The organism is Caulobacter sp. 05T431, assembly GCF_056665975.1.
Window position 1 is genome coordinate 16,221 of record NZ_JBFTKU010000018.1, and the last position, 23,770, is coordinate 39,990.

General features: G+C 67.9%; 23 protein-coding genes. 5 read left to right on the top strand and 18 right to left on the bottom strand.

The features are described from left to right. Positions 1–24: 24 nt before the first annotated feature. A complete protein-coding gene (rpsB, locus tag AC1U89_RS16610; RefSeq protein ID WP_479900793.1) occupies positions 25–882 on the bottom strand; it encodes a 30S ribosomal protein S2 in 858 nt (285 codons plus the stop codon). Positions 883–1,227: 345 nt separating this feature from the next. On the opposite strand from rpsB, the gene AC1U89_RS16615 reads away from it, so the two are divergent. Continuing rightward, positions 1,228–1,878, top strand: a complete 651-nt coding sequence (locus tag AC1U89_RS16615) for a haloacid dehalogenase-like hydrolase (protein WP_479900794.1) — start codon at positions 1,228–1,230, stop codon at positions 1,876–1,878. A gap of 23 nt (positions 1,879–1,901) precedes the next feature. Here the strand turns inward: AC1U89_RS16615 and AC1U89_RS16620 are convergent, their stop codons facing one another. Then, positions 1,902–2,252 carry a GFA family protein gene (locus AC1U89_RS16620; RefSeq protein ID WP_479900795.1) on the bottom strand — a complete coding sequence of 117 codons (351 nt, stop codon included), beginning with the start codon at positions 2,250–2,252 and terminating at the stop codon, positions 1,902–1,904. A 165-nt stretch (positions 2,253–2,417) separates the two neighbouring features. On the opposite strand from AC1U89_RS16620, the gene AC1U89_RS16625 reads away from it, so the two are divergent. Beyond that, a complete protein-coding gene (locus tag AC1U89_RS16625) occupies positions 2,418–2,720 on the top strand; it encodes an autorepressor SdpR family transcription factor (protein ID WP_479900796.1) in 303 nt (100 codons plus the stop codon). Continuing rightward, the gene (locus AC1U89_RS16630; protein WP_479900797.1) at positions 2,717–3,097 is read left to right on the top strand and encodes an ammonium transporter; all 381 of its coding nucleotides are present in this window, start codon (positions 2,717–2,719) and stop codon (positions 3,095–3,097) included. Before AC1U89_RS16625 ends, AC1U89_RS16630 begins: the two co-directional genes overlap by 4 nt. A gap of 141 nt (positions 3,098–3,238) precedes the next feature. Here AC1U89_RS16630 and dnaE read toward each other — a convergent pair whose 3' ends face one another. Together dnaE and sidA are read right to left on the bottom strand one after the other, a co-directional pair. Continuing rightward, complete coding sequence (gene dnaE, locus AC1U89_RS16635) at positions 3,239–6,667, bottom strand: DNA polymerase III subunit alpha (protein ID WP_479900798.1); 3,429 nt, start codon at positions 6,665–6,667, stop codon at positions 3,239–3,241. A 21-nt stretch (positions 6,668–6,688) separates the two neighbouring features. Beyond that, complete coding sequence (gene sidA / locus AC1U89_RS16640; protein WP_479900799.1) at positions 6,689–6,778, bottom strand: cell division inhibitor SidA; 90 nt, start codon at positions 6,776–6,778, stop codon at positions 6,689–6,691. A 166-nt stretch (positions 6,779–6,944) separates the two neighbouring features. Here sidA and AC1U89_RS16645 point away from each other — a divergent pair, with 166 nt between their 5' ends. Together AC1U89_RS16645 and AC1U89_RS16650 are read left to right on the top strand one after the other, a co-directional pair. Then, on the top strand, positions 6,945–7,904 hold the full coding sequence (locus AC1U89_RS16645; RefSeq protein WP_479900800.1) for a nucleoside hydrolase: 960 nt from the start codon (positions 6,945–6,947) through the stop codon (positions 7,902–7,904). 70 nt (positions 7,905–7,974) lie between these two features. Then, positions 7,975–9,207, top strand: a complete 1,233-nt coding sequence (locus tag AC1U89_RS16650; protein ID WP_479900801.1) for a hypothetical protein — start codon at positions 7,975–7,977, stop codon at positions 9,205–9,207. Between the two features lie 147 nt (positions 9,208–9,354). On the opposite strand, the gene AC1U89_RS16655 is transcribed toward AC1U89_RS16650, so the two are convergent. The 14 genes from AC1U89_RS16655 to AC1U89_RS16720 form a co-directional block, all read right to left on the bottom strand. Beyond that, the gene (locus AC1U89_RS16655) at positions 9,355–10,041 is read right to left on the bottom strand and encodes an ABC transporter ATP-binding protein (RefSeq protein ID WP_479900864.1); all 687 of its coding nucleotides are present in this window, start codon (positions 10,039–10,041) and stop codon (positions 9,355–9,357) included. 13 nt (positions 10,042–10,054) lie between these two features. Next, entirely contained in the window at positions 10,055–11,329 is a 1,275-nt protein-coding gene (locus tag AC1U89_RS16660) for a lipoprotein-releasing ABC transporter permease subunit (RefSeq protein ID WP_479900802.1), read from the bottom strand. Then, positions 11,329–12,654, bottom strand: coding sequence for a proline--tRNA ligase (proS, locus tag AC1U89_RS16665; RefSeq protein ID WP_479900803.1), 1,326 nt, complete (start codon positions 12,652–12,654; stop codon positions 11,329–11,331). The genes AC1U89_RS16660 and proS overlap by 1 nt, the downstream gene beginning before the upstream one ends. 396 nt (positions 12,655–13,050) lie before the next feature. Beyond that, positions 13,051–13,311: a DUF1467 family protein gene (locus AC1U89_RS16670; RefSeq protein ID WP_029913335.1), complete on the bottom strand. Its 261-nt coding sequence runs from the start codon at positions 13,309–13,311 to the stop codon at positions 13,051–13,053. Continuing rightward, positions 13,311–13,727: a methylmalonyl-CoA epimerase gene (mce, locus tag AC1U89_RS16675; RefSeq protein ID WP_029913333.1), complete on the bottom strand. Its 417-nt coding sequence runs from the start codon at positions 13,725–13,727 to the stop codon at positions 13,311–13,313. The genes AC1U89_RS16670 and mce overlap by 1 nt, the downstream gene beginning before the upstream one ends. A 99-nt stretch (positions 13,728–13,826) precedes the next feature. Then, a complete protein-coding gene (locus AC1U89_RS16680; protein WP_479900804.1) occupies positions 13,827–14,546 on the bottom strand; it encodes a rhomboid family intramembrane serine protease in 720 nt (239 codons plus the stop codon). A gap of 7 nt (positions 14,547–14,553) precedes the next feature. After that, positions 14,554–16,248, bottom strand: a complete 1,695-nt coding sequence (locus AC1U89_RS16685) for a ribonuclease J (RefSeq protein ID WP_479900805.1) — start codon at positions 16,246–16,248, stop codon at positions 14,554–14,556. Next, positions 16,248–17,033 (bottom strand): type III pantothenate kinase, encoded by a 786-nt coding sequence (locus AC1U89_RS16690; protein ID WP_479900865.1) that lies wholly within the window; start codon positions 17,031–17,033, stop codon positions 16,248–16,250. The genes AC1U89_RS16685 and AC1U89_RS16690 overlap by 1 nt, the downstream gene beginning before the upstream one ends. Further along, positions 17,030–17,776, bottom strand: coding sequence for a biotin--[acetyl-CoA-carboxylase] ligase (locus AC1U89_RS16695; protein WP_479900866.1), 747 nt, complete (start codon positions 17,774–17,776; stop codon positions 17,030–17,032). The genes AC1U89_RS16690 and AC1U89_RS16695 overlap by 4 nt, the downstream gene beginning before the upstream one ends. A gap of 1 nt (position 17,777) precedes the next feature. Further along, entirely contained in the window at positions 17,778–19,229 is a 1,452-nt protein-coding gene (nuoN, locus tag AC1U89_RS16700) for an NADH-quinone oxidoreductase subunit NuoN (protein ID WP_479900806.1), read from the bottom strand. 8 nt (positions 19,230–19,237) lie between these two features. After that, entirely contained in the window at positions 19,238–20,722 is a 1,485-nt protein-coding gene (locus AC1U89_RS16705) for an NADH-quinone oxidoreductase subunit M (protein ID WP_479900807.1), read from the bottom strand. Positions 20,723–20,731: 9 nt separating this feature from the next. Further along, complete coding sequence (gene nuoL, locus AC1U89_RS16710; protein ID WP_479900808.1) at positions 20,732–22,810, bottom strand: NADH-quinone oxidoreductase subunit L; 2,079 nt, start codon at positions 22,808–22,810, stop codon at positions 20,732–20,734. A 5-nt stretch (positions 22,811–22,815) separates the two neighbouring features. Beyond that, positions 22,816–23,121 (bottom strand): NADH-quinone oxidoreductase subunit NuoK, encoded by a 306-nt coding sequence (nuoK, locus tag AC1U89_RS16715; RefSeq protein ID WP_029913321.1) that lies wholly within the window; start codon positions 23,119–23,121, stop codon positions 22,816–22,818. Then, the gene (locus AC1U89_RS16720) at positions 23,118–23,735 is read right to left on the bottom strand and encodes an NADH-quinone oxidoreductase subunit J (protein ID WP_479900809.1); all 618 of its coding nucleotides are present in this window, start codon (positions 23,733–23,735) and stop codon (positions 23,118–23,120) included. The genes nuoK and AC1U89_RS16720 overlap by 4 nt, the downstream gene beginning before the upstream one ends. Positions 23,736–23,770: the final 35 nt, after the last annotated feature.

The window sequence follows — 23,770 nt, forward strand, 5'->3', positions numbered from 1 at the left end:
AGTCCCGACGCGGTGGTCGGAAAATCAGCTCGCGGCCGGCTCTTCGGCGACGGCTTCGATCGCCTCGGCGGTCGCTTCTTGAGCGGCTTCCGGGGCGGCGGCGGCTTCAGCCACCGGCTCCGGGGTCAGCTCGCGAGCCAGGGTCGGCTCAACCGGGGCCACCGAAGCGCCCAGGTCGACGCCCGAGGCGGCTTGGCCGGCGGCCAGGCCGTCCAGGACGGCGTCGGCGATCAGGTCGCAGTACAGCTGCAGGGCGCGGGCGGCGTCGTCGTTACCCGGGATCGGATAGGTGATGCCGTCCGGATCGCAGTTGGTGTCGAGGATGGCGACGACCGGGATGTTCAGCTTGCGGGCTTCCAGGATCGCGATCGCTTCCTTGTTGGTGTCGATCACGAACATGATGTCGGGGATGCCGCCCATGTCCTTGATGCCGCCCAGCGACAGTTCCAGCTTGTCGCGCTCGCGGGTCAGCTGCAGCAGTTCCTTCTTGGAACGGCCTTGACCTTCGCCGGCCAGGACGCCTTCCAGCTCGCGCAGACGCGAGATCGAGCCCGAGACGGTGCGCCAGTTGGTCAGGGTGCCGCCGAGCCAGCGGTGGTTGACGTAGTACTGGGCGCAGCGCTTGGCGGCCGTGGCGACCGGGTCGCTGGCCTGGCGCTTGGTGCCGACGAACAGCACGCGACCGCCGGCGGCGGCGACCTCACGCACCTTCACCAGGGCTTGGTGCAGGAGCGGGATCGACTGCGACAGGTCGATGATGTGGATGTTCGAACGCGAACCAAAGATGTAGCGGTCCATCTTCGGGTTCCAGCGGTGCGTCTGGTGGCCGAAGTGGGCGCCAGCTTCCAAGAGCTGACGCATGGAGAATTCGGGAAGCGCCATGATAGGTCTCCTTCTTCCGGTTGAACCTCCGTGGACACCCCCGCTCCGAACGATTCGGACCGGGACCGGAACGGTAACGACGGGATGTCTCCCCGGCGTCGCCGCACGTCCACGTGTGGAATGGCCGCGCAAATAGGCGTGAACGGGCCAGAAAGCAAGCCCCCAAGACGCGGGATGACGCGGAAACCTGCCCTCGCCGGCCGCTTTCGGAGGCGATTTCGCGCCCGCCGCTCCCCGTCCCTCGTCCGAAGCCAAACGCGCTTCCGGCGCGTTTTATCCACAGGCTGACACAGTCTCCCCACAGGCGTGACACATGCCTGACAGGTTCGGACAGTAGGAAGGGCCATGCTCGCGGTCTTCGATCTCGACGGCACCTTGTTGGACGGCGATTCCACGGCGCTGTGGCTGTGGGGCCGGGTTCGCCGCTCCGTTCCGCGACTTCTGGCCACCCTGCTGGTCGCCCCGGTGGCCATTCCGATGGTCGTCGCGCCGCGCACGCGCCGGGCCGGCGCCTCGATCCTGCTGTGGATCGCCACGGCGGGCCTCAGCGAGCGCAAGCTGCGCGAATCCTGCGCCGACTTCGCCGGACGCTTCCAGGACAAGGCCCTGCCTTTGCGCTGGCGCGGGCCGGGCATGGCGACCCTGGACGAGCACCTGGCCCACGGCGACGAGGTGGTGGTGGTCACCGCCGCCCCCACCGTGCTGGCCCAGGCCCTGATCGACCCGCTGGACCGGCCCATCGTGGTGCTGGGCACCTCGCTCAAGCGCCGGGCCGGCGGCTGGGTGGCCGACGTCCACTGCCGCAACCAGCGCAAGTGCCAGGCCCTGGCCGAGGCCGGCCACGGCAAGCGCTGGGCCTACGCCTACACCGACAGCCTGGACGACCTGCCGCTGCTGCGCGGGGCCGACGCGCCGATGATCGTCGGCTGCGGCAAGGCCGCCCGTCGCCGCCTCAGCCGCGCCCGCCTGCCCAACTGCCGCGCCGAGGCCTGGTAAGGGGCCCGGCGCGGCCGCCGCTCCTACATCGACTTGCCGTCGAACGGATGCGGCTTCAGGGCGAAGACGTCGACATCGTCCAGGCAGCGGACGTTGATCGCCGCGATCTCGGACCCGTCCGGCCCGACGCCGCGCCCGAACGACTGGATGCCGCAGGTCTCGCAGAACAGGTGCGAGATCTTGTGGGTGTTGAAGCGGTACTCGGTCAGGGCGTCCTCGCCCTGCTTCAGCTCGAAGGCCGCCGCGGGCGCGAAGGCCAGCACCGAGCCCAGTTTGCCGCAACGCGAGCAGTTGCAGGTGATCAGGCCGTCCAGCTCGACCTCAACCGCATACCGCACCCGCCCGCACTGACAGCCGCCTTCGTGTCTGGCCATGATCTTCTCCCTGTTGCTTCGCGCCGTCTCGGCGTCCTTGAAGACGTTCGGCGCGGAGCGATCCCGACATCGTGGCGAGATCGCCATCGTCAGTATCGTGACGCCGTGCGCGCGGCTCGCACGATCCGTCTTGACTCATTTCGATGTTTAGCTAATTGTCGTATCATGAACCACGTCTTCAGGGCCCTTTCCGATCCGACCCGGCGGCGCGTGCTGCATCTGCTGCGCAAGGGGCCGATGAGCGCCGGCGAGCTCGCCGACCAGTTCGACGTCTCCAAGCCGACGATGTCGGCGCACTTCGCGGTGCTGAAGGAGGCCGACCTGGTGCACGCCGAGAAGGCCGGCAAGTCGGTCCTCTATCACCTGAAGCTCTCGGTGCTCGAAGAAGCGCTGCTGGGTTTCGTCCAATCGTTCGGCCTAGACGCGGAAGCGCCGGAGCCGAAGCTCGACAAGGAGATCGCGCGATGACCGAGGCGAAGAAGGAACTGGTCGGCAGCCTCGCCTGGGGCGTCGGCCTCCTCGTTCTGGCGCTGGCCGCGACCGTGGCGCGCAAGCTGGGCTATATCGACGGCGAGATGGTCACGCGGGTGGTCGGCGCCAACGGGCTGATGATCGCCTGGTACGGCAACCGCATGCCCAAGACCTTCGTCCCCAGCGCCCAGGCCCGCAAGGCCCGGCGGGTGGCGGCCTGGTCCCTGGTGCTGAGCGGCCTGATCTATGCCGGCCTGTGGGCCTTCGCCCCGATCCCGACGGCGGTCTGGGGCGGGACCGCGGCGGTCCTCACGGGCATCGCGGTGACGCTTGGCTACTGCCTGTCGCTGCGGGCCAAGGGGAAAGCCGCCTAGCCTGGTCTCTTGCGAACGCGCCCGATAGCCCGGGCCCGGTCGTTGCCCCTCATCGGAATGAAAACGCGATACGCCCCCTCCCCACCGGATTGTCCCGGCGCCGGCTGAAAGGCCGCCGCGCCCAAGCCGGGGAGCGGTCCCCTAGACATCCTCCAGCAGCGCCACGCCCGGCGCGGTCTTCAGGGCGCCGCGCAGGGCCGCGTCCAGGGTGTAGCGACCGGGCAGCTTCATCTCGATCTCGCGACCGCCACCCAGGGCGGCGACCACGCTGACCTCGCCGCCGCGCTGCGACAGGGCCGGCTCCAGGCGCTTCTTCAGGGCCTCGATCTCGGTGGCGGTCGGCGACAGGTGCAGGCGCAGGCCGGCCACCATGTTCTCGATGGCCTTCTCGATCGGCTCGGCGTCGTCGCCGAAGAACCGCACCTCGCCGTCGCGGGCCTTGGCCCGGACCTTGATCGACACCGCCTTGCCCGGCTCCAGCACGTCGCGGCACTTGCGCAGGGACTCCGGCGGGAACAGCACCTCGTACTCGCCGCTGGGGTCCGACAGCGAGACGAAGGCGAACCGATCGCCGCTCTGCGAGGCGCGCTCCTGGCGGCGGCGGACCACGCCGCACATGCGGAAGGCCTCCATGCCGGCCTCGGCCCGCGGGATCACCTCGGTCAGCATGTGGGTGCGGCGGCGGCGCAGCACGCCCACCATGTCGTCCAGCGGGTGGCCGGTCAGGTAGAAGCCGACGGCGGCCAGCTCCTCGTCCAGCAGGTCGACCTGGGTCCAGGGCTCGGTCTTCTTCAGGCGCGGACGGCCCGTGCCGCCGCCGAACAGCGCGCCCTGCCCGCCGGCCCGGTCGGCGGCGATGCTCTGGCCGTGGGCGATCAGCACGTCGGCCGAGGCGAAGATCTGGGCGCGGTTCTTGTCGAAGCAGTCGAAGGCCCCGGCCCGCGCCAGGTTCTCGATCGCCCGCTTGTTGACCAGCTTGGGATCGACCCGCTCGACGAAATCGAAGATGTCGCGGAAGGGCCCACCCTCCTCGCGGACGGCGACCAGATGCTTCATGGCCTCCAGGCCGACGTTGCGCACGGCGCCCAGGGCGTAGAGCACCTCGCCGTTCTCGACCTCGAAGTCGGCGCCGGACCGGTTGACGTTGGGCGGCCGCACGGTGATGTCGAACCGTCGGGCGTCCTGGTGGAAGACCGCCAGCTTGTCGGTGTTCGACAAGTCCAGGCTCATCGAGGCGGCCAGGAACTCGACCGGCGTATTGGCCTTCAGCCAGGCCGTTTGATACGAGATCAGGGCGTAGGCGGCGGCGTGCGACTTGTTGAAGCCGTAGCCGGCGAACTTGGCCACCAGTTCGAAGATCGAGCCCGACTGCTCTTCCGGAACGCCCTTATCCTTGGCCCCGGCGACGAAACGGATCTTCTGGAGATCCATTTCCTCCTTCTTCTTCTTGCCCATGGCCCGGCGCAGCAGGTCGGCTTCGCCCAGGCTGTAGCCCGCCAGGATCTGGGCGATCTGCATCACCTGTTCCTGGTAGACGATGACGCCGTAGGTCTCCTTGAGCACCTTCTCCAGCGAAGGGTGCAGGTTGTCGACGGGCTTACGGCCGAACTTGCAGTCCACGAACGTGTCGATGTTGTCCATCGGACCCGGGCGGTACAGCGAGATCAGCGCGGTGATCTCCTCGATCGAGCCGCAGCGCATCTTGCGCAGGGTGTCGCGCATGCCCTGGCTTTCCAGCTGGAACACGCCGACCGTCTGGCCCGAGGCGAGGAGTTCGTAGGTCTTGGTGTCGTCGAACGGCAGCTGGCCCAGGTCGACGATCTCGCCGCGCTTGCGCAGGTGCTTCACCGCGCGGTCCAGCACGGTCAGGGTCTTCAGGCCCAGGAAGTCGAACTTCACCAGGCCGGCGCTTTCGACCCACTTCATGTTGAACTGGGTGGCCGGAAGGTCCGAGCGCGGGTCCTGATAGAGCGGGGTCAGCTGGGTCAGGGGCCGGTCGCCGATCACCACCCCGGCGGCGTGGGTCGAGGCGTTGCGGAACAGGCCTTCCAGCTGCAGGGCGACGTCCAGGCAGGCCTTGACGTTGGCGTCCTCGTCGCGGGCCTGCTTCAGGCGCGGCTCGATGTCGATGGCCTGGGCCAGGGTGACCGGCGCGGCCGGGTTGTTGGGCACCATCTTGCAAAGACGGTCCACCAGGCCCAGGGGCAGCTGCATCACCCGCCCGACGTCGCGCAGCACGGCGCGGGCCTGCAAGCTGCCGAAGGTGATGATCTGGGCCACGCGGTCGCGACCATACTTCTCCTGCACGTAGGAGATCACCTCTTCGCGCCGCTCCTGGCAGAAGTCGACGTCGAAGTCGGGCATGGAGACCCGTTCGGGATTGAGGAAGCGCTCGAACAGCAGGCCAAAGCGCAGCGGATCGAGGTCGGTGATGGTCAGCACCCAGGCCACCAGAGATCCGGCGCCCGAGCCCCGTCCCGGTCCCACCGGGATGTCGTGCTCCTTACCCCACTTGATGAAGTCGGACACGATCAGGAAGTAGCCGGGGAAGCCCATCTTGATGATGATGCCCAGCTCGAACTTCAGCCGTTCCCAGTACTCCTCCTCGGGCGCGGCCAGTTCGGGCAGCGCGGCCAGGCGCTTGCGCAGGCCTTCCTCGGCCTGGTGGGTCAGTTCCTCGGGCTCGCTGCGGCCGTCGCCGGTGGGGAAGCTGGGCAGGATCGGGTCGCGCTTGTGCACCATGAAGGCGCAGCGGCGGGCGATGTCGAGGGTGTTGTCGCAGGCTTCCGGCAGGTCGGCGAACAGCTTGCGCATGTCGGCCGCCGGCTTGAACCAGTGCTCGGGCGTGACCCGCCGACGCTCGTCCTGGCCGACGAAGGCGCCGTCGGAGATGCACAGCAGGGCGTCATGCGCCTCGTAGGTCTCGGGCTTGGCGAAATAGGCGTCGTTGGTGGCCACCAGCGGCGCGTCGTTCTCATAGGCCCAGTGGACCAGGCCCGGCTCGGCGGCGGCCTGGCGCGTCAGGCCGTGACGCTGGAGCTCGACATAGAAGCGATCGCCGAACACCCGCTGCATCTCGGCCAAGGCCGCCTCGCCCTCGCCGGTCTTGCCAGCGGCGAACAGGGCGTCGACCGGGCCGTCGGACCCACCCGACAGCAGGATCAGGCCCTCGTTGAGCTCGACGACCTTCTTCCAGGGCACCTGCGGCTCGGGCAGCTCGGCGCTTTCCATATAGGCCAGCGACGAGAGCTCGGAGAGGTTCAGATAGCCCTGCTCGTTCTGGACCAGCAGGGTGATCGTGGGCACGCGAGCCCAGCGCTCGGTGGGACCGGCCCCGACGCCCGAGACCGGCAGAGCGCAGCCGATGATCGGCTGGACGCCGTAGTCCTTGCAGTAGACGGAGAATTCCAGGGCCCCGAACAGATTGGCCCGGTCGGTCAGCCCCGCGGCGGGCATGCCCTCCTTGGCGGCCATGCCCGGGATCTTGTCGGCCTTGATAGCCCCTTCCAGCAGCGAATAGGCCGAACGCACGCGAAGGTGGACGAAACCCTGACCTTCACTGTCCGACATCATCGCACCTCGTTACACGACTCAGGCCACCAGATGGGYGACCGAGCACATCATCCAGACGAAGCTGGCGACAGATACAAGCGCCAAAGACTCACGCGCGATACGGACCATGGGGACACCTCTGCGGTCGTTGCTTGTTTGTTCTATATTCCACTTTTGTTCTCATGCGCAAGAGGCCCTTGTTCGATTGCGAGCTTTTTGTCGCGGAGCCTGTGCGGACAGGCCGCACCCCGCATTTCCGGTGGATTTGCCGCGCGGATCGGCGCAGATCGCGGCCATGCGCCTGATCATCGACACCGACACCGCCGGCGACGACGCCTTCTCCCTGATGCTGGCCCTGCGCCGTCCCGGGGTGAGCGTTGAGGCCATCACCATCGCCCACGGCAATGTCGGCTTCGAGCAGCACGCCGAGAACGCCCTGGCCACCCTGGAGGCCTGCGGGCGCGGCGGCGAGGTCCCCGTCTATCTGGGCGCCCAGCGGCCGTTCACCCGCGCGCCGCTGGACGCGGCCTATGTGTTCGGCGCCGACGGCATGAGCGACAGCGACCTGCCCCGGGCCGTCCAGCGTCCCTCCCCCGGCCACGCCGCCGACGAGATCGTGCGGCGGGTGATGGCGGCGCCCGGCGAGATCACCCTGATCGCCCAGGCGGCCCTGACCAACATCGCCCTGGCCTATCTGCGCGAGCCGCGCATCGCCCAGGCCGTCAAGCACCTGTGGATCATGGGCGGGACCGACAACGGCGTCGGCAACGTCACCCCGGCGGCCGAGTACAATCTCTACGTCGATCCCGAGGCCGCCAAGATCGTGATCAACGCCGGCTTTCCCACCAGCATCGTCACCTGGACCGAGACCCTGCGCGATGGCCTGCTGAGCCTGGAGCAACTGGCGGCGCTGGAGGCCCTGGGCACGCCGCGCTCGGCGTTCTTCACACAGGTCAACCGCACCTCCCTGGCCTTCGCCCAGGAGACCCAAGGGCTGGACGGCAGCCTGCATCCCGACGCCCTGACCTGCGCCGTGGCCCTGGACGAGGGCCTGATCCTGGAGTCGGAGATGGCGGTCGTCGACGTCGAGACCCTGGGCGAGCTGACGCGGGGCTATCTGAGCGTGTCGCACGCCATCCTGCCCGACATCGAACTGGCCGATCCCGCGCTGAAGCGCCGGCCGCCGAACGCGCGGATCATCAAGAAGATCGACCAGGCCGGCTTCTACGCGGCGATGCGCGACGCACTGCTCTGACCGCGGAGCGTTTAACGCAAGTTCAGCACGCGTCGGCCTAGGCTGCCTCCGGCATCGGGGGATGGCGGCCTTGAAGAGACTCGTCGCGATCATCAGCGCGGCTATCGGCCTGGCGGCCGCCACAGAGGCGCGCGCCGAGGTCGACCTGTTTTCGCGGGCGACCGTGTCGGGCCTGATCGACCTGCGCCTGGGCGCGGCCGGCGGCGAGACCACGTGGATCGACGGCGGCCTGGGCAAGGGCCGGTTCGGCGACAACGCCGGGCTGGAGCTGGGCGAAGCCTCGATCGTCTGGAATCCCCGCCTGTCCTCGCAGCTGGGCGCGGTGATCATCGCCCAAGGCCAGCAGCACCAGGATCGCGTGGTCGATGCGGGCGAGGCCTATCTGATCTATCGCGGCGACATCGCCGGAGGCGTCCGCTTCAGCGGCCGCGCCGGCCTGATGTACCCGCCGATCTCGCTGGAGCACGACGGGCTGGAGTGGTCCGTGCCTGACACCATCACCCCGTCGGCGATCAACAGCTGGGTGGCCGAGGAAACCAAGGTGGTCGGGATCGAGGCCACGGCGCGGGGCGCGATCGCCGGCCAGAAGCTGGCCGCGACGGTGGGCGTGTTCACCCACGGCGACACCGCCGGCACCCTGCTGACCTTCCGCGGCTGGGCGCTGCACGACCTGAAGTCCAGCGCCACCGGCGACTTCCCMCTGCCCCCGCTCAGCCCGTTCATGGCCAAGCGCCAGGCGGCCTACACCACGCCCGTGCGTGAACTCGACGGCCGCGCCGGGGTCTACGGACGCCTCGAATGGCGGCCCAGCCCGAGCCTGATGCTGGACCTGTTCGCCTATGACAACGACGGCGACCGCACCAGCGTCGACAAGCGCGAATGGTCCTGGGAGACCCGGTTCTTCAACCTGGGCGCCCGCTGGGACCTGGACGAGGCCACTCACCTGCGGGCCCAGGCCATGCAGGGCGAGACCCTGATGGGCTATTCCAACGCCAAGGGCCTGTGGACCGACGTCGGCTTCCAGTCGGCCTATGTCTCGGCGACGCGGGACCTGGGCCCGGGGTCGCTGACCGGCCGCGTCGACCAGTTCTCCACCACCGACCGCACCAACAAGGCGGTCGACAACAACGCCGAGCACGGCTGGGCGGCGCTGGTCGCCTATCGCTGGGACGTGCGGCCGGATGTCCACCTGGTGTTCGAGGGGCTGCGCATCGACAGCGACCGGCCCGAACGGGTCCGCCTGGGCGAGACGCCCCGGCAGACCCAGACCGTGGTGCAGACCGCGCTGCGGTATCTGTTCTAATCCTCGAACCGCTCATCCCGGCGAATGCCGGGCCCCAGATGGAATGGCTTTGAGGCTGCCCCCACGGGCGCTGAGCTCTTCCAATCAGCACCCAGCTTTAGGATCTGGGTCCCGGCATTCGCCGGGATGAGCGGATTTGGAGAAACTTTAAAAGCTCTGGGGCACCAGGTGCCCATCCTTGAGGGMGAAGACCCGGTCCATGTAGCGCGCCAGCTCCATGTTGTGGGTGGCGATCAGGGCCGCGACGCCCCGTTGCCGGGCCTGCTCGTACAGCGCCTGGAACACCGCCGACGAGTTAGCGGGGTCGAGGTTGCCGGTCGGCTCGTCGGCCAGCAGCAGCTTGGGATGGTTGGCCAGGGCGCGGGCGATCGCCACGCGCTGCTGTTCGCCGCCGGACAGCTGGCCCGGCTGGTGTTCCACGCGGCCGGCCAGGCCCAGCTGATCCAGCATAACCTGGGCGGCGGCGCGCGCCTCGGCCCGGCCCTTGCCGGCGATCATGGCGGGCATGGCCACGTTGTCGAGCGCGCTGAACTCGGGCAGCAGGTGGTGGAACTGATAGACGAAGCCCACGGTCGACAGGCGCACCTTGGTGCGCTGGCGCTCGGACAGCTTGGAGCAGTCGCGGCCGTCCAGGGCGATGATGCCGGCGTTGGGTTTTTCCAGCAGGCCGGCGGCGTGCAGCAGCGACGACTTGCCCGAACCGGACGGACCGATCAGCCCGACCACCTCGCCCGGATAGACGTCCAGGTCGACGCCGCGCAGCACGTTCAGCGGGCCGGCCTCGGTGACATAGGTGCGCTCGACGCCGCGCAGGGCCAGGACGGGGCTGGCCACGGGCTGGGTGGGATCACTCATAGCGGAGGGCCTCGACCGGATCGAGCCGCGAGGCGCGGATGGCGGGCGGCAAGGTGGCCAGGATGCTCATGGCGGTGGAGATGCCGACGATGCTGGCCACCTCGGCCCAGTCGATCTTGGCCGGGATGTGGGCCAGGAAATAGATGTCGGCGCTGAACACCGCCGTGCCTGTCACCCACTCCACGAAGTTCTGGATGGCGGTGATGTTGGCGCAGAACAGCGTGCCCATCAGCAGGCCCGCCAACGTCCCCGACAGGCCGATCGAGGCGCCGGCCATGATGAAGATCCGCAGGATCGAGGCCTGGCTGGCGCCCATGGTCCGCAGGATGGCGATGTCGCGGCCCTTGTTCTTCACCAGCATGACCAAGGCCGAGATGATGTTCAGGGTGGCGATGGCCACGATGAAGAACAGGATCAGCCGCATCACCTTGCGCTCGACCTGCAGGGCGTTGAAGTAACTGGAATTCTTGTCCATCCAGTCCTGGACGAAGGCGCCCGGGCCGGTGGCCTGTTCGATGATCGGCTTGATCTCCTTGGCCTTGTCCGGATCGGCGACCTTGATCTCGACATAATCGATCGAGGTGTCGCGGCCGAAGAACAGCTGGGCCTGGGGCAGCGCCATGTAGACGAAGCTCTCGTCGAACTGGCTCATGCCGACGCTGAAGATRCCGCCGACGGTATAGTCCTTCTCGCGGGTCGAGCTGCCGAACGCCGTGGCCGGGCCCGAGGGCGAGATCAGGGTGATGGCGTCGCCGACCGAGAGGCCCAGATTGCGGGCCATGCGGTCGCCGATCAGCACGATGTCGCCGCCGTACTCGCCCTCGCCGAACCCGGCCAGCGAGCCGCGCTTGATGTTGGACGAGATCATCTTCATGCCGCGCAGGTCGGCCGGGGTGACCCCGCGCACGATGGCGCCGGACACCTGGCTGGGGCCGATGACCATGGCCTGGGCCTCGACCATCGGTGCGGCCTGGGTGACGCCGCGCACGGCCTTGATGCGGGTGATGACGCCGTCCCGGTCGGGGCCGTTCAGCAACGGTCCCTGGGCGTAGACGTGGCCGTTGAAGCCCAGCAGCCGGCCCAGCAGCTCGGCCCGGAAGCCGTTCATCACGCTCATCACGGTGATCAGGGCGAAGACCGCCAGCATCACCGCCGCGAACGAGATGATGGCGATCAGCGCCACGCCGCCGTTCTTGCGCTTGTTGCGCAGGTACCGCCAGGCGACGGTGCGCTCCCAGGTTCCGAACGGACCGGCGCCGAGGGCCATCAGGCGGCCTTGCCCGAAAGCTGAGCGATCACGTCGGCCAGCGGGGCCGAATGACGCTCGCCGGTCTTGCGGTTCTTGATCTCGACCACGCCCTCGGCGATGCCCTTGGGACCGACGATCAGCTGCCACGGCACGCCGATCAAGTCCGCCGTGGCGAACTTTGCGCCGCCGCGGGCGTCGGTGTCGTCGTACAGCGGATCGCGGCCGGCGGCCTTCAGCGCCTGGTAGGCGGTCTCGCAGGCCTCGTCGCAGGCGGCGTCGCCCTGGCGCATGTTGATGATGGCCACGCCGAACGGCGCGACGGCCTCCGGCCAGATGATGCCGCCCTCGTCGTGGCTGGCCTCGATGATCGCGCCCAGCAGGCGCGAGACGCCGACGCCGTAGCTGCCCATCTGCACCGGCACGTCCTTGCCGTCCGGGCCGGTGACCAGGGCCTTCATCGGCTCGGAATACTTGGTGCCGAACGAGAAGATGTGGCCCACCTCGATGCCGCGCGCCGACAGGCGGTCGCCCTCGGGGATGGCGTTGAAGGCCGCCTCGTCGTGCATCTCCTCGGTCGCGGCGTAGAGCGCCGTGCGCTGGTTCACCAGCGGCTGCAGGTCGCCGAACCAGTCGACCTCCGGGCCAGGCGCGGCCATCTCGACCAGGTCCTTGTGGCAGAAGACGGCGCTTTCGCCGGTGTCGGCCAGGACGATGAACTCGTGGCTGAGGTCGCCGCCGATCGGGCCGGTGTCGGCGCGCATCGGCACGGCCTTCAGGCCCATGCGCGAGAACAGGTTCAGATAGGCCACGAACATGCGGTTGTAGGCCTTGCGCGCGCCCTCAGCGTCGAGGTCGAAGCTGTAGGCGTCCTTCATCAGGAACTCGCGGCCGCGCATCACGCCGAAGCGCGGGCGGCGCTCGTCCCGGAACTTCCACTGCACGTGGTACAGATTCTTCGGGACGTCCTTGTAGCTCTTCACATAGGCCCGGAAGATCTCGGTGATCATTTCCTCGTTGGTGGGCCCGTACAGCAGCTCGCGCTCGTGGCGGTCGACGATGCGCAGCATCTCGGGGCCGTAGGCGTCGTAGCGGCCCGACTCGCGCCACAGGTCGGCCAGCTGCAGGGTCGGCATCAGCAGCTCAATGGCGCCGGCCCGGTCCATTTCCTCGCGGACGATCTGCTCGACCTTGTTGAGCACCTTCAGGCCCAGCGGCAGCCAGGCGTAGATGCCCGCCGCCTCCTGGCGGATCATGCCCGCGCGCAGCATCAGCTGGTGCGAGACGATCTGGGCGTCGGAAGGAGCTTCTTTCAGGACGGGCAGGAAATAGCGCGACAGGCGCATGGAATAGACGTCTCCGGGGAACTTAAGAGCGTGACAGTCGAAAGTGTGAGCGGTTTCGGCGACCGTCACGCTCTCAATGTTTGAATCCGGCGTTGAGATAGCCGCTCAGGCGTCAGCTTGGCAACGCGCGCGGCGAAAAGATGGCTGAGCCAATCCTGTGGACAAAGAAAAGAAGGCCGCGCGGTCCTCGCGCGGCCTTGCAAGTCATCGTCGGGGAAGACGCCACAGAGCAAGGTCGGAAAACCCGGCCTCGTGAGTCTGAGACTAGGCCCCGAACGATTGTTCGGGGCGCCCGATTGCGTCTGGCCTGACCAGTTGGCGAAAGTCGCCCACGGATTGGGCGAATGTCGGCAATTTCAGCGTCGCCCGCCCAAGGCGTGGGCGCCATTTCTACGATCAATAGGTGGCGGGCAGCGCCGGCAGCTCGATCAGGTGGAAGTGGATGACCAGCAGCAGGCCGGCCATCACCAGGGCCGACACCCAGGTGGTGGTGAAGAACTTGCGCTTCAGGTTCGGATTGACCGGCGCGCCCGGATCGGCGCCCGGCGGCGGCTCGATCCCCATCTCCTTGAAGGTGCGGTTGCCCAGGGGCAGCACGGCGAACAGCGTGGTCCACCAGATGGTCAGATAGACGGCGATGCAGGTGACGGGACCCATCAGTGAGCTTCTTTCGGCGTTTCCATGAGCTCGACCAGCATGCCGCCCATGTCCTTGGGGTGAACGAAGATGATCAGGGTGCCGTGGGCGCCGATACGGGGCTCGCCCAGCACGGTGGCGCCCTTGGCGACCAGGCTGTCGCGCGCTTCGTAGATGTTCTCGACCTCGAAGCAGATGTGGTGCTGGCCGCCCTTGGGGTTCTTGGCCAGGAAGCCGTGGATCGGCGAGGCCTCGCCATAGGGCTCGATCAGCTCGATCTGGCTGTTGGGCAGGTTGACGAAGCACACCCACACGCCCTGCTCGGGCATGGCCCACTTCTCGGTGTGCGAGGTCGCGCCCAGCAGGTCGCGGTACATCTTCACCGACTCGTCGATGGAGGGCGTGGCGACGCCGACGTGATTGAGCTTGCCGATCATGGGTTCGTGTCCTGCGGGCTGGGGCGTGACAGCCCTCTGTTTTGCCCAGGGTATAGACGACTTCAGGGCGCCGCGGCGAGGCGTTTCAAACAGCCCGGCTCAGGCGGGTTGCCGCAGCCACCAGTACCGGACCGGGAACGCCTGGACCAGGAACAGGCCGGCGATKAAGCCGCCGACGTGGCATTCCCAGGCGATCATCAGGCCGCCCTGCCCCGACGCTTGGCCGATGCCGAAGCCGATGGCGATCAGCACCAGGTTCATGACGGTGAACGACCAGGCCTGCTTGCCGACCTCGCGGGAGAAGACCGGCGCCAGCTCTCCGTTCGCGGTCAGCCGCGCCACCGCGCCCCACAGGCCGCAGATCGCGCCGGACGCGCCGACGGCCGAGATCTCGCCGTTCCAGTGCAAGCCCAGGAACAACAGCCCGCCCGCCAGGCCGCAGATCAGGAAGAACGCCCAGAACAGCAAGGCGCCCTTCAGGTCGCTGCCCAGGCGCACGGCGATCGCCGGCCCCAGGCTGATCAGGGCCGTGGTGTTCATGAAGATGTGCAGCAGCCCGCCGTGCAGGAAGATGTGCGTCAGCGGCGTCCACCAGAATCCTTGCCGGAAGTACGGCGGATAGAGGCTGCCGAGGGCGAACATCGTCTCTTCCCAGCCCTGGGTCGTGGCCAGGAACTGGACGCCGAAGACGATCCACAGGACCAGGGTCAGCACGCCCAACGGCCACGCCGGGCCGGTCAGCAGACGCAGGGTCCGCCGCCAGCCGGGCTCGGGCGTGGGTTCGATCGCCGGTTCGGGCGGCCGCGTCACCTCGTCCATGGGAACGTCAGATCCGCAGGACCGTGGTCTCGACCACGGGCTTGCGTTCCCAGATGCGGAAGGCGGCCTTCTTCACGGCCTTGGAGATGGCGCTCTCGATGGCCTCGTCGATCTCGCGCTGGTCGCCTTCCAGGCGCTTGAAGGCGTTCTCGGCCTCTTCCGCCAGGTCGTCGAGCGCGTCGTCGAGCGGATACTCCGCGTCGCCGGCCAGGCCCAGGCCGCGCACCTGCGGTCCGGAGACCACGCGGTTGCGGCCGTCCAGCACGATCGAGACGGCCAGCACGCCGTTGAACGCCGCGTGCCGCCGCTCGCGCAGGGCCTCGCCATTCTCGGGCGTCACCACGCCGCCGTCCACATAGAGGCGGCCCGACGGGACCTCGTCGATGATCGACGGATGGCCGGGGGCCAGCAGCACCATGTCGCCGTTGCGCGGGCTGACCGCGTGCGGCACCTGCAGGTCCTTGGCGAAGGCGGCGTGCTCGATCAGGTGGCGGCGCTCGCCGTGGGTCGGCACGGCGATCTGCGGCCGGGCCCACTGGTACATCTGCTTCAGCTCGTCGCGGCACGGGTGACCGCTGACGTGGATGCCGGGCGTGTCGCGCTCGGTGTGCAGGCGCACGCCGCGGTCGGCCAGCTTGTTCTGCAGGTTGCGGATCGGGATCTCGTTGCCCGGGATGACCCGCGAGCTGAAGATCACGTGGTCGCCGGTCGACAGCTTGACGTGCGGGTGGGTGCCTTCGGCGATCCGGGCCAGGGCCGCGCGGGCCTCGCCCTGGCTGCCGGTGCACAGGAACAGCACCTCGTTCTCGGGCAAGTACTTGGCCTGGTCGTCGGTGACGAACGGCTCCAGCCCCTCCAGCAGACCCACCGAGCGGGCCGCGGCGGCCATGCGGTGCATCGAGCGGCCGGCCAGGCAGACCTTTCGGCCGTTGGCCTGGGCGGCGCGGATCACGGTGTCCATGCGGGCCACGTTCGAGGCGAAGCAGGCCACGGCGATCTTGCCCGTCAGGCCGGCGATCAGCTTGTTCATCGCCTCGCGCACCCCGGCTTCCGAGCCGGCCTCGCCGTCGACGAAGACGTTGGTGCTGTCGCAGACCATGGCCAGCACACCCTCGTCGCCCAGCTTGCGGATGGCGTCGACGTCGGTGGGGCCGCCCAACTGGGGATCGGGATCGATCTTCCAGTCGCCGGTGTGCAGGATGGTGCCCAGCGGCGTCTTGATCGCCAGGCCGTTCGGCTCGGGGATCGAGTGGGTCAGGGTGACCATTTCCAGGTGGAACGGGCCCAGGTCGAAGCTGCCGCTCAGCGGCACCTCGGTGATCTCGACCTCGCCCAGCAGGCCGGCGTCGCGCAGCTTCTCGCGCAGCAGGAAGGCGGTGAACGGCGTGGCGAACACCGGCGCCTTCAGGCGCGGCCACAGCCAGTGCACGGCGCCCAGATGGTCTTCATGGGCGTGGGTCAGGACGATGCCGAGGATGTCGTCGGCGTAGGCCTCGATGAATTCGGGGTCAGGCAGGATGATCTCGACGCCCGGCGTCGTCTGGTCGCCGAACGTCACGCCCAGGTCGACGACGATCCACTTGCGGTCGTCGGCCGGGCCATAGCCGTACAGATTGAAGTTCATGCCGATCTCGTTCGACCCGCCCAGAGGCAGGAAGACGAGCTCGTCCTTGGGGGAAGGCTTGTCGGTGAATTTGGTCATTACGTCTCTAAATGGGTGTTACGGCGATGAATTTCGAGGAGACCACGGATGGTCAGATCTGAATCGAAGTGGTCGATGCTGTCGGTGGCGCCCTCGAACAGCGAGGCGACGCCGCCGGTGGCGACCACAGTCATGGGTTCGGCCCGTTCGGCCTTGATGCGGGCCACCAGGCCCTCGATMAGCGAGATATAGCCCCAGAACACGCCCGACTGCATGGCGCTGACCGTGTCGGTGCCGACCACGCGGTTGCGCGCGGGGCGCTGGATGGCGATGCGCGGCAGCTTGGCGGCGGCCTCGTGCAGGGCCTGCATGGAGAGGTTGATCCCCGGGGCGATGATGCCGCCCTCGAACGCGCCGTCGGCGGCGACGATGTCGAAGGTGGTGGCCGTGCCGCTGTCGATGACGATCAGCGGGCCGGGATAGACCATGTGCGCGCCCACGGCGTTGACCAGGCGGTCGGCCCCGGCCTCGGACGGCTTGTCGATGCGCACGTCGACGCCCAGCCTGGCGTTCTCGCCGATCACCAGCGGCTCGACGTTGAAATAGCGGCGGCTGAGGTTGCGCAGGTTGAAAATCGACTGCGGCACGACGCTGGAGATGATCACCGAGTCGATGGCGCGGAAGCCCAGGCCCTGCATCGACAGCAGCTGCGACAGCCACACCACGTATTCGTCGGCCGTGCGCGTGCTCTCGGTGGCCGCGCGCCACTGGGCGATCCAGGTCGCGCCGTCGTGGATGGCGAACATGGTGTTGGTGTTGCCTTGCTCGATGGCCAGCAGCATCAGGAGGCCCCTCCGAAAAAGACGTCGCCGGCGGTGACCCGCCGCAGTCGGCCGTCGGCCAGACGAAGACGCAGCGCGCCGTCGCCGTCCAGTCCTTCCGCGATCCCTTCCAGGGTCTCGGTCCCCAGGCGGGCGACGCAGGCCTCGCCCAGGCCGTGGGCGCGGGCCGTCCAGGCGTCGGCGATGGCGGGGAAGCCCAGGCGCAGCCAGACGTCGTTCCAGCGGGCGAAGGCGGCCGACAGGACCTCGATCGCCTCCACCGGCGACGGCGGCGGCGCGTCGCGCCATGTCGTCAGGGCCGTGGCGGGACGTTCGCTGTCGATGGGCTTGCGGGCCAGGTTCACCCCGATCCCGACGGCGATCCACAGGCCGCCGGTCTGCCGGGCCCCGGACTCGATGAGAATGCCGCTGACCTTCAGCCCGCTCAGCAGCGGGTCATTGGGCCACTTCAGGCTGACCAGGCTGGCCGGCACGTAAGCGGCCAGCAGGTCGGCGACCGCCAGGGCCGCGACGAACGACACCTGGGCGGCCTCGGCCGGCGGCTTGTCGGTGGAGAACAGCAGGGTGGCGGCCAGGTTGCCGTCGCCGGTCTCCCAGGCGCGGCCGCGCCGGCCCCGGCCGGCGGTCTGGCGCAGGCCGACCAGCCAGACCGGGCCCGCCTCCCCCGCTTCCGCGCGGCGACGGGCCTCGGCGTTGGTCGAGTCGATCTCGTCGAGGACGACGACGGGCGTGGACTCGCCCGTCACGTCACGCGTGGCCAAAGGCCGCCGCGGCGGCCCTGGCGGCGGGGTCCAGCCAGATCAGCGCGACCAGCACGATCGGGAACGAGAACAGCGCCGCGGCGAAGCCGACCGCGCGGGCCGTCGGCTGCGGCTTGTCCACGCCGGCGACCGGCGCGTCGAACCACATCGTCTTGATCAGGCGCAGGTAGTAGAAGGCCGCGACCACGCTGCCGACCAGGCCCAGCACCGCCGCCCATTGCAGCATCACGTCGCCCGACCCCATGGCCGCGCCGAAGACGTAGAACTTAGCCCAGAAGCCCGAGAACGGCGGCAGGCCCAGGGCCGACARCGAGAACGCCGTCATGGCCAGGGCGATGCCCGGACGTTCCCTCACCAGGCCGGCCATGTCCTCGATGGTCTCCATCGGCTTGCCGTCGCGCGACAGGGCCTGGAGGCAGGCGAAGAAGCCGGTGACGTCGACCATGTACAGGGTCATGAACAGCAGCATCGAGTGCAGGCCGGTCTCGCCGCCGGTCGCCACGCCCAGCAGGGCGTAGCCGACATTGGCGATCGAGCTGTAGGCCCACAGGCGCTTGAGGTTGTTCTGGGCCAGGCCGGCGAAGGCGCCGACGAAGACCGAGGCCAGGGCGGTGATGATCAGGATCTGGCGCCACTGGGCCACCGAGTCCGGGAAGGCGTCGCCCAGCACGCGGGCGAACATCATCATGGCGGCCAGCTTGGGCGCGGCGGCGAAGAAGCCGACGACCGGGGTCGGGGCGCCTTCGTAGACGTCCGGCGTCCACATGTGGAATGGCGCGGCCGAGACCTTGAACGCCAGGCCGCAGAGCAGGAACACCAGGCCGAACAGCAGGCCCACGCCGTGCCCGCCATGGGCGACGGCGTCCCCGGCGGCGGCGATGTCGGCGAAGCGGGTGGAACCGGCGAAGCCGTAGATCAGCGACGCGCCGTACAGCAGCAGGCCCGACGACAGCGCGCCCAGCACGAAATACTTCAGGCCCGCTTCCGACGACTTGGCGTCGTCGCGGCGGAAGGCCGCCAGGACGTACAGGGCCAGCGATTGCAGCTCGACGCCGATATAGAGGCTGATCAGGTCGCCGGCCGAGGCGGTGACGCCCATGCCCAGCGCCGACAGGACCACCAGCACGGCGAACTCGAACTTCTGGTCGCCGCGGACGGCCAGCCAGCGATCGCCCAAGATGACGGCGATGGCGCTGAAGCCGTAGATCGCGACCTTGGCGTAGGCGGCGGCCGCGTCGGCGGAATAGACGCCGTTGAAGGCGTGGCCGTGCGGCCCGACCACGGCGGCGACYGCCGCGCCCAGCAGGGCCAGGACGGCCGCGCCGTTGAACAGCGGCGTGACCTTGCCGTGGAACGCGCCCCAGACCAGCAGAACCAGGGCCGAGAGGCCCAGGATCACTTCGGGGAGAACGAGGGAGAAGTTGGCGGCGAACGTCATGGGGTCCCTCACCCGCCCACGGCGGCGCGCCAGGCGCCGACGAGCCCGTCGACGGACGACGCGGTCAGGTTGAACACAAGATTGGGGTAAACGCCGAGCACCAGGGTGCCGATGATCAGCGGGGCGAAGATCAGGATCTCGCGCTTGTCGAGGTCGGTGATGGTCTTGAGCTCGGGATTGACGATCTCGCCGAACATCACGCGACGGTACAGGTTCAGGGMGTAGACCGCCGAGAAGATGACGCCCGAGGCCGCCACCAGCGCCGTCCAGGTCGAGGCCTGGTAGGTGCCGGTCATGGTCAGAATCTCGCCGACGAAGCCCGAGGTGCCCGGCAGGCCGACATTGCCCATGGTGAACAGCATGAACACCGCCGCGTACCAGGGCATGCGGTTGGTGAGGCCGCCGTAGAAGGCAATCTCGCGGGTGTGCATGCGGTCATAGACCACGCCGACGCAGAGGAAGAGCGCGCCCGAGATCAGGCCGTGGCTCAGCATCTGGAAAAGCGCGCCCTGCTCGCCCGCGGCGTTGCCCGAGAAGATGCCCATGGTCACGAAGCCCATGTGGGCCACCGACGAATAGGCGATCAGCTTCTTGATGTCGGTCTGACGGAAGGCGACCAGCGAGGTGTAGACGATGGCGATGGCCGACAGGGCGAACACCAGCGGCTGGAACAGCTCCGAGGCGTTGGGGAACATCGGCAGGCAGAAGCGCATGAAGCCGTAGCCCCCGAGCTTCAGCAGGATGCCCGCCAGGATCACCGAACCGGCCGTCGGGGCCTCGACGTGGGCGTCGGGCAGCCAGGTGTGGACCGGCCACATCGGCATCTTGACCGCGAAGCTGGCGAAGAAGGCCAGCCACAGCCAGGTCTGCAGCCACGGAGCGAACTTGAAGCTCATCAGCGCCGGGATCGACGAGGTGTGGGCGATCGAGATCATCGACAGGATCGCGGCCAGCATCAGCACCGAGCCGAGCAGCGTGTAGAGGAAGAACTTATAGGCCGCGTACACCCGGCGCTTGCCGCCCCAGATGCCGATGATCAGGAACATCGGGACCAGGCCGCCCTCGAAGAAGAGGTAGAACAGGATCAGGTCCAGGGCGCAGAACACGCCGATCACCAGGGTCTCGAGGACCAGGAAGSMGATCAGGTATTCGACSACSCGCTTCTCGACCGACTTCCAGCYGGCSAYGATRCAGATCGGCAGCAGGAASGCGGTCARCAGGACAAACAGGATCGAGATCCCGTCCACGCCCATGCGGTAGTGCAGTCCCGCGAACCAGCTGACGTCTTCCACGAACTGGAAGCCGGGGTTCTTGGCGTCGAACTGGGCGACCAGCACGACCGACAGGACGAAGGTGACCAGCGTGGTCGCCAGGGCGATCCACTTGGCCAGGTTGTCCGTCTTGGCGTTGTCGCCGTGCAGGGCGCGGGCGCCGAGCAGCAGGACCACGCCGACGAGCGGGGCGAAGGTGGTGAGGCTGAGAAGGCCGGTCATCGATCTTCCCTAGTGGAAGCGGAACAGGGCGTAGGCCAGGAGCCCGGCGACACCGAGCAGCATGACGAACGCATAGTGGTAGAGGTAGCCGGACTGCAGCTTGCCGGTCCGACGGCCGACGTCATAGCTGACGGCGCTGACGCCGTCGGGTCCAAAGCCGTCGATCAGCTTCTGGTCGCCGCCCTTCCAGAACAGGTCGCCGAGGAACTTGGTCAGGCGCACGAAGGTGGCCTGGTACAGCTCGTCGAAGAACCACTTGTTGTAGAAGAAGACGTACAGCGGGCCGTTGCGGGCCGCGAGCTTCTCGCCCAGGCGCTCGTCGCCCTTCACCAGATAGACCCAGACCGCGATGATCAGGCCGAGGATCGAGGCCACCAGCGGGCTGTACTTGACCCACTCGGCCACCTCGTGGGCCTCGTGCAGCACGTGGTTGGTCGGGGCGTTGAAGATCGCGCCGCGCCAGAACTCCTGCTGGTGGTGACCCACGAAGAAGTCGTTGAAGAAGAAGCCGGCGAACACCGCGCCGATCGACAGCACGACCAGCGGGAACAGCATCACCCACGGGCTCTCGTGCGGCTTATGATCATGGCCGTGGCCATGGTCGTCGTGCGCGTCCGGAAGCGGCTCGTCATGGGTTTCGGCGTGGGCGTGATCGTCATGGCCATGGGCGTGGTGCGCGTCATGGGCGTGATGATCCTCGTGACCCCAGCGGGCCTTGCCGTTGAAGGTGAAGAAGGCCAGGCGCCACGAGTAGAACGAAGTCAGGCCGGCCACCAGCACGCCGATCACCCAGGCGAACATCGCGACGCCGTTGTGACCGCCGGCGGCGTAGGCCGCCTCGATGATGGTGTCCTTCGAGTAGAAGCCGGCGAAGCCCAGGTGCAGCGGCGGGATGCCCAGGCCCGTGATGGCGATCGTGCCGATCGTCATGGCCAGGAAGGTCACCGGCAGCAGCTTGGCCAGGGCGCCGTATTTCCGCATGTCCTGCTCGTGGTGCATGCCGTGGATCACCGAACCGGCGCCCAGGAACAGCAGGGCCTTGAAGAAGGCGTGGGTGAACAGGTGGAACATCGCCGCCTGATAGGCGCCGACGCCGGCCGCGAAGAACATGTAGCCCAGCTGCGAACAGGTCGAGTAGGCGATCACGCGCTTGATGTCGTTCTGGGTCAGGCCGACGGTCGCGGCGAACAGGGCCGTGACCGCGCCGATCACCGTGACGATGTTCTTGGCGACGGGCGCGTATTCGAACATCGGCGACAGCAGGCACAGCATGTAGACGCCGGCGGTGACCATGGTCGCCGCGTGGATCAGGGCCGAGACCGGGGTCGGGCCTTCCATGGCGTCCGGCAGCCAGGTGTGCAGGAAGAACTGCGCCGACTTGCCCATCGCGCCGATGAACAGCAGGAAGCAGGCGATGTCGACCAGCGGGAAGGTGTGGCCCGCGAACTCCCAGGTGCGCGAGGCGCCGGCGGCGATCTGCGGGAAGATCTCGTGGAACTGGATCGAACCGAACGCCCAGTAGGTGGTCATGATGCCCAGGGCGAAACCGAAGTCGCCCACGCGGTTCACGACGAAGGCCTTGATGGCCGCGCTGCTGGCCGAGGGCTTCTTGAACCAGAAGCCGATCAGCAGGTACGAGRCSAGGCCCACCSCTTCCCAGCCGAAGAACAGCTGCAKGAAGTCGGCGGCGGTGACCAGGGCCAGCATGGCGAAGGTGAACAGCGACAGGTACGCGAAGAAGCGCGGCTTGCTGTCGTCCTCGGCCATGTAGCCCCAGGAATAGATGTGCACGAGGGCCGAGACCGTCGTCACCACGATCAGCATCACGCTCGACAGGGCGTCGATGCGGACCGACCAGTTGGAGACGAAGTTCCCCACGTGGATGAACGGCAGCAGGTTGACCGTGAAGGCCTCCATGTGCCCCCAGGTCCACTGGCTGAAGGTGTACCAGCCCAGGGCGCAGCTGAGGATGAGCGCGCCCGTGGTGACCGCTTGCGAGGCGACGTTGCCGATACGGCGGCCGAAGAGGCCGGCGATGATCGCGGCGACCAGCGGCGCGAGGACGAGGATGGTGACGAGAGTCTGCACTGCGATCAGCCCTTCATCACGCTGGCGTCGTCGACGGCGATGTCACCGCGGTTGCGGAAGAACGTCACCAGGATGGCCAGGCCGACGGCCGCTTCGGCCGCGGCCACGGTCAGCACGAACATGGCGAAGACCTGCCCCACCACGTCATGCAGGAAGACCGAGAAGGCCACCAGGTTGATGTTCACCGCCAGCAGGATCAGCTCGATCGACATCAGTATGACGATGATGTTCTTGCGGTTCACGAAGATGCCGAAGACGCCGATCGTGAAGAGGATGGCGGCGACGACGAGATAGTGAGACAGGCCGATCATTCGCTGATCCCCTCGCCCGGCTTGATTTGCACCAGTTCCATCCCGGTCTTGGGCGTGCGGGCGTTCTGCTTGCCGATGTTCTGGCGCTTGACGCCCGGCTTGTGACGCAGGGTCAGGACGATGGCGCCGATCATGGCCACCAGCAGCACCAGGCCCGCCAGTTGGAAGAAGAAGACGTAGTCGGTGTAGAGCACCCGGCCGATCGCCTCGGTGTTCGACACGCCGGCCGGCGAGGCCAGGGGCTCGGCGTTCTTGCCGGCCGCGCCGCCGGTCACGACCGAGGCGGCCACCATGATCATCTCGACCGTCAGCACGCCGCCGACCAGTCCGCCGATCGGCAGATACTGGGCGAAACCCTGCCGCAGCTCGGCGAAGTCCACGTCGAGCATCATCACGACGAACAGGAACAGCACCGCGACCGCGCCCACATAGACGACGATCAGCAGCATCGCGAGGAACTCCGCGCCCATCAGGACKAAGAGGCCCGCGGCCGAGAAGAAGGCGGTGATCAGGAAGAGCACCGAGTGCACGGGGTTCTTGGCCGAGACGACGAGAAGACCCGCCACCACGGTCGCTACCGCGAGCAAATAGAAAGCTATCGCCGGCAAGGCCATTGGCCCAGGTGCTCCCTCAAAAACCATAAAACAAC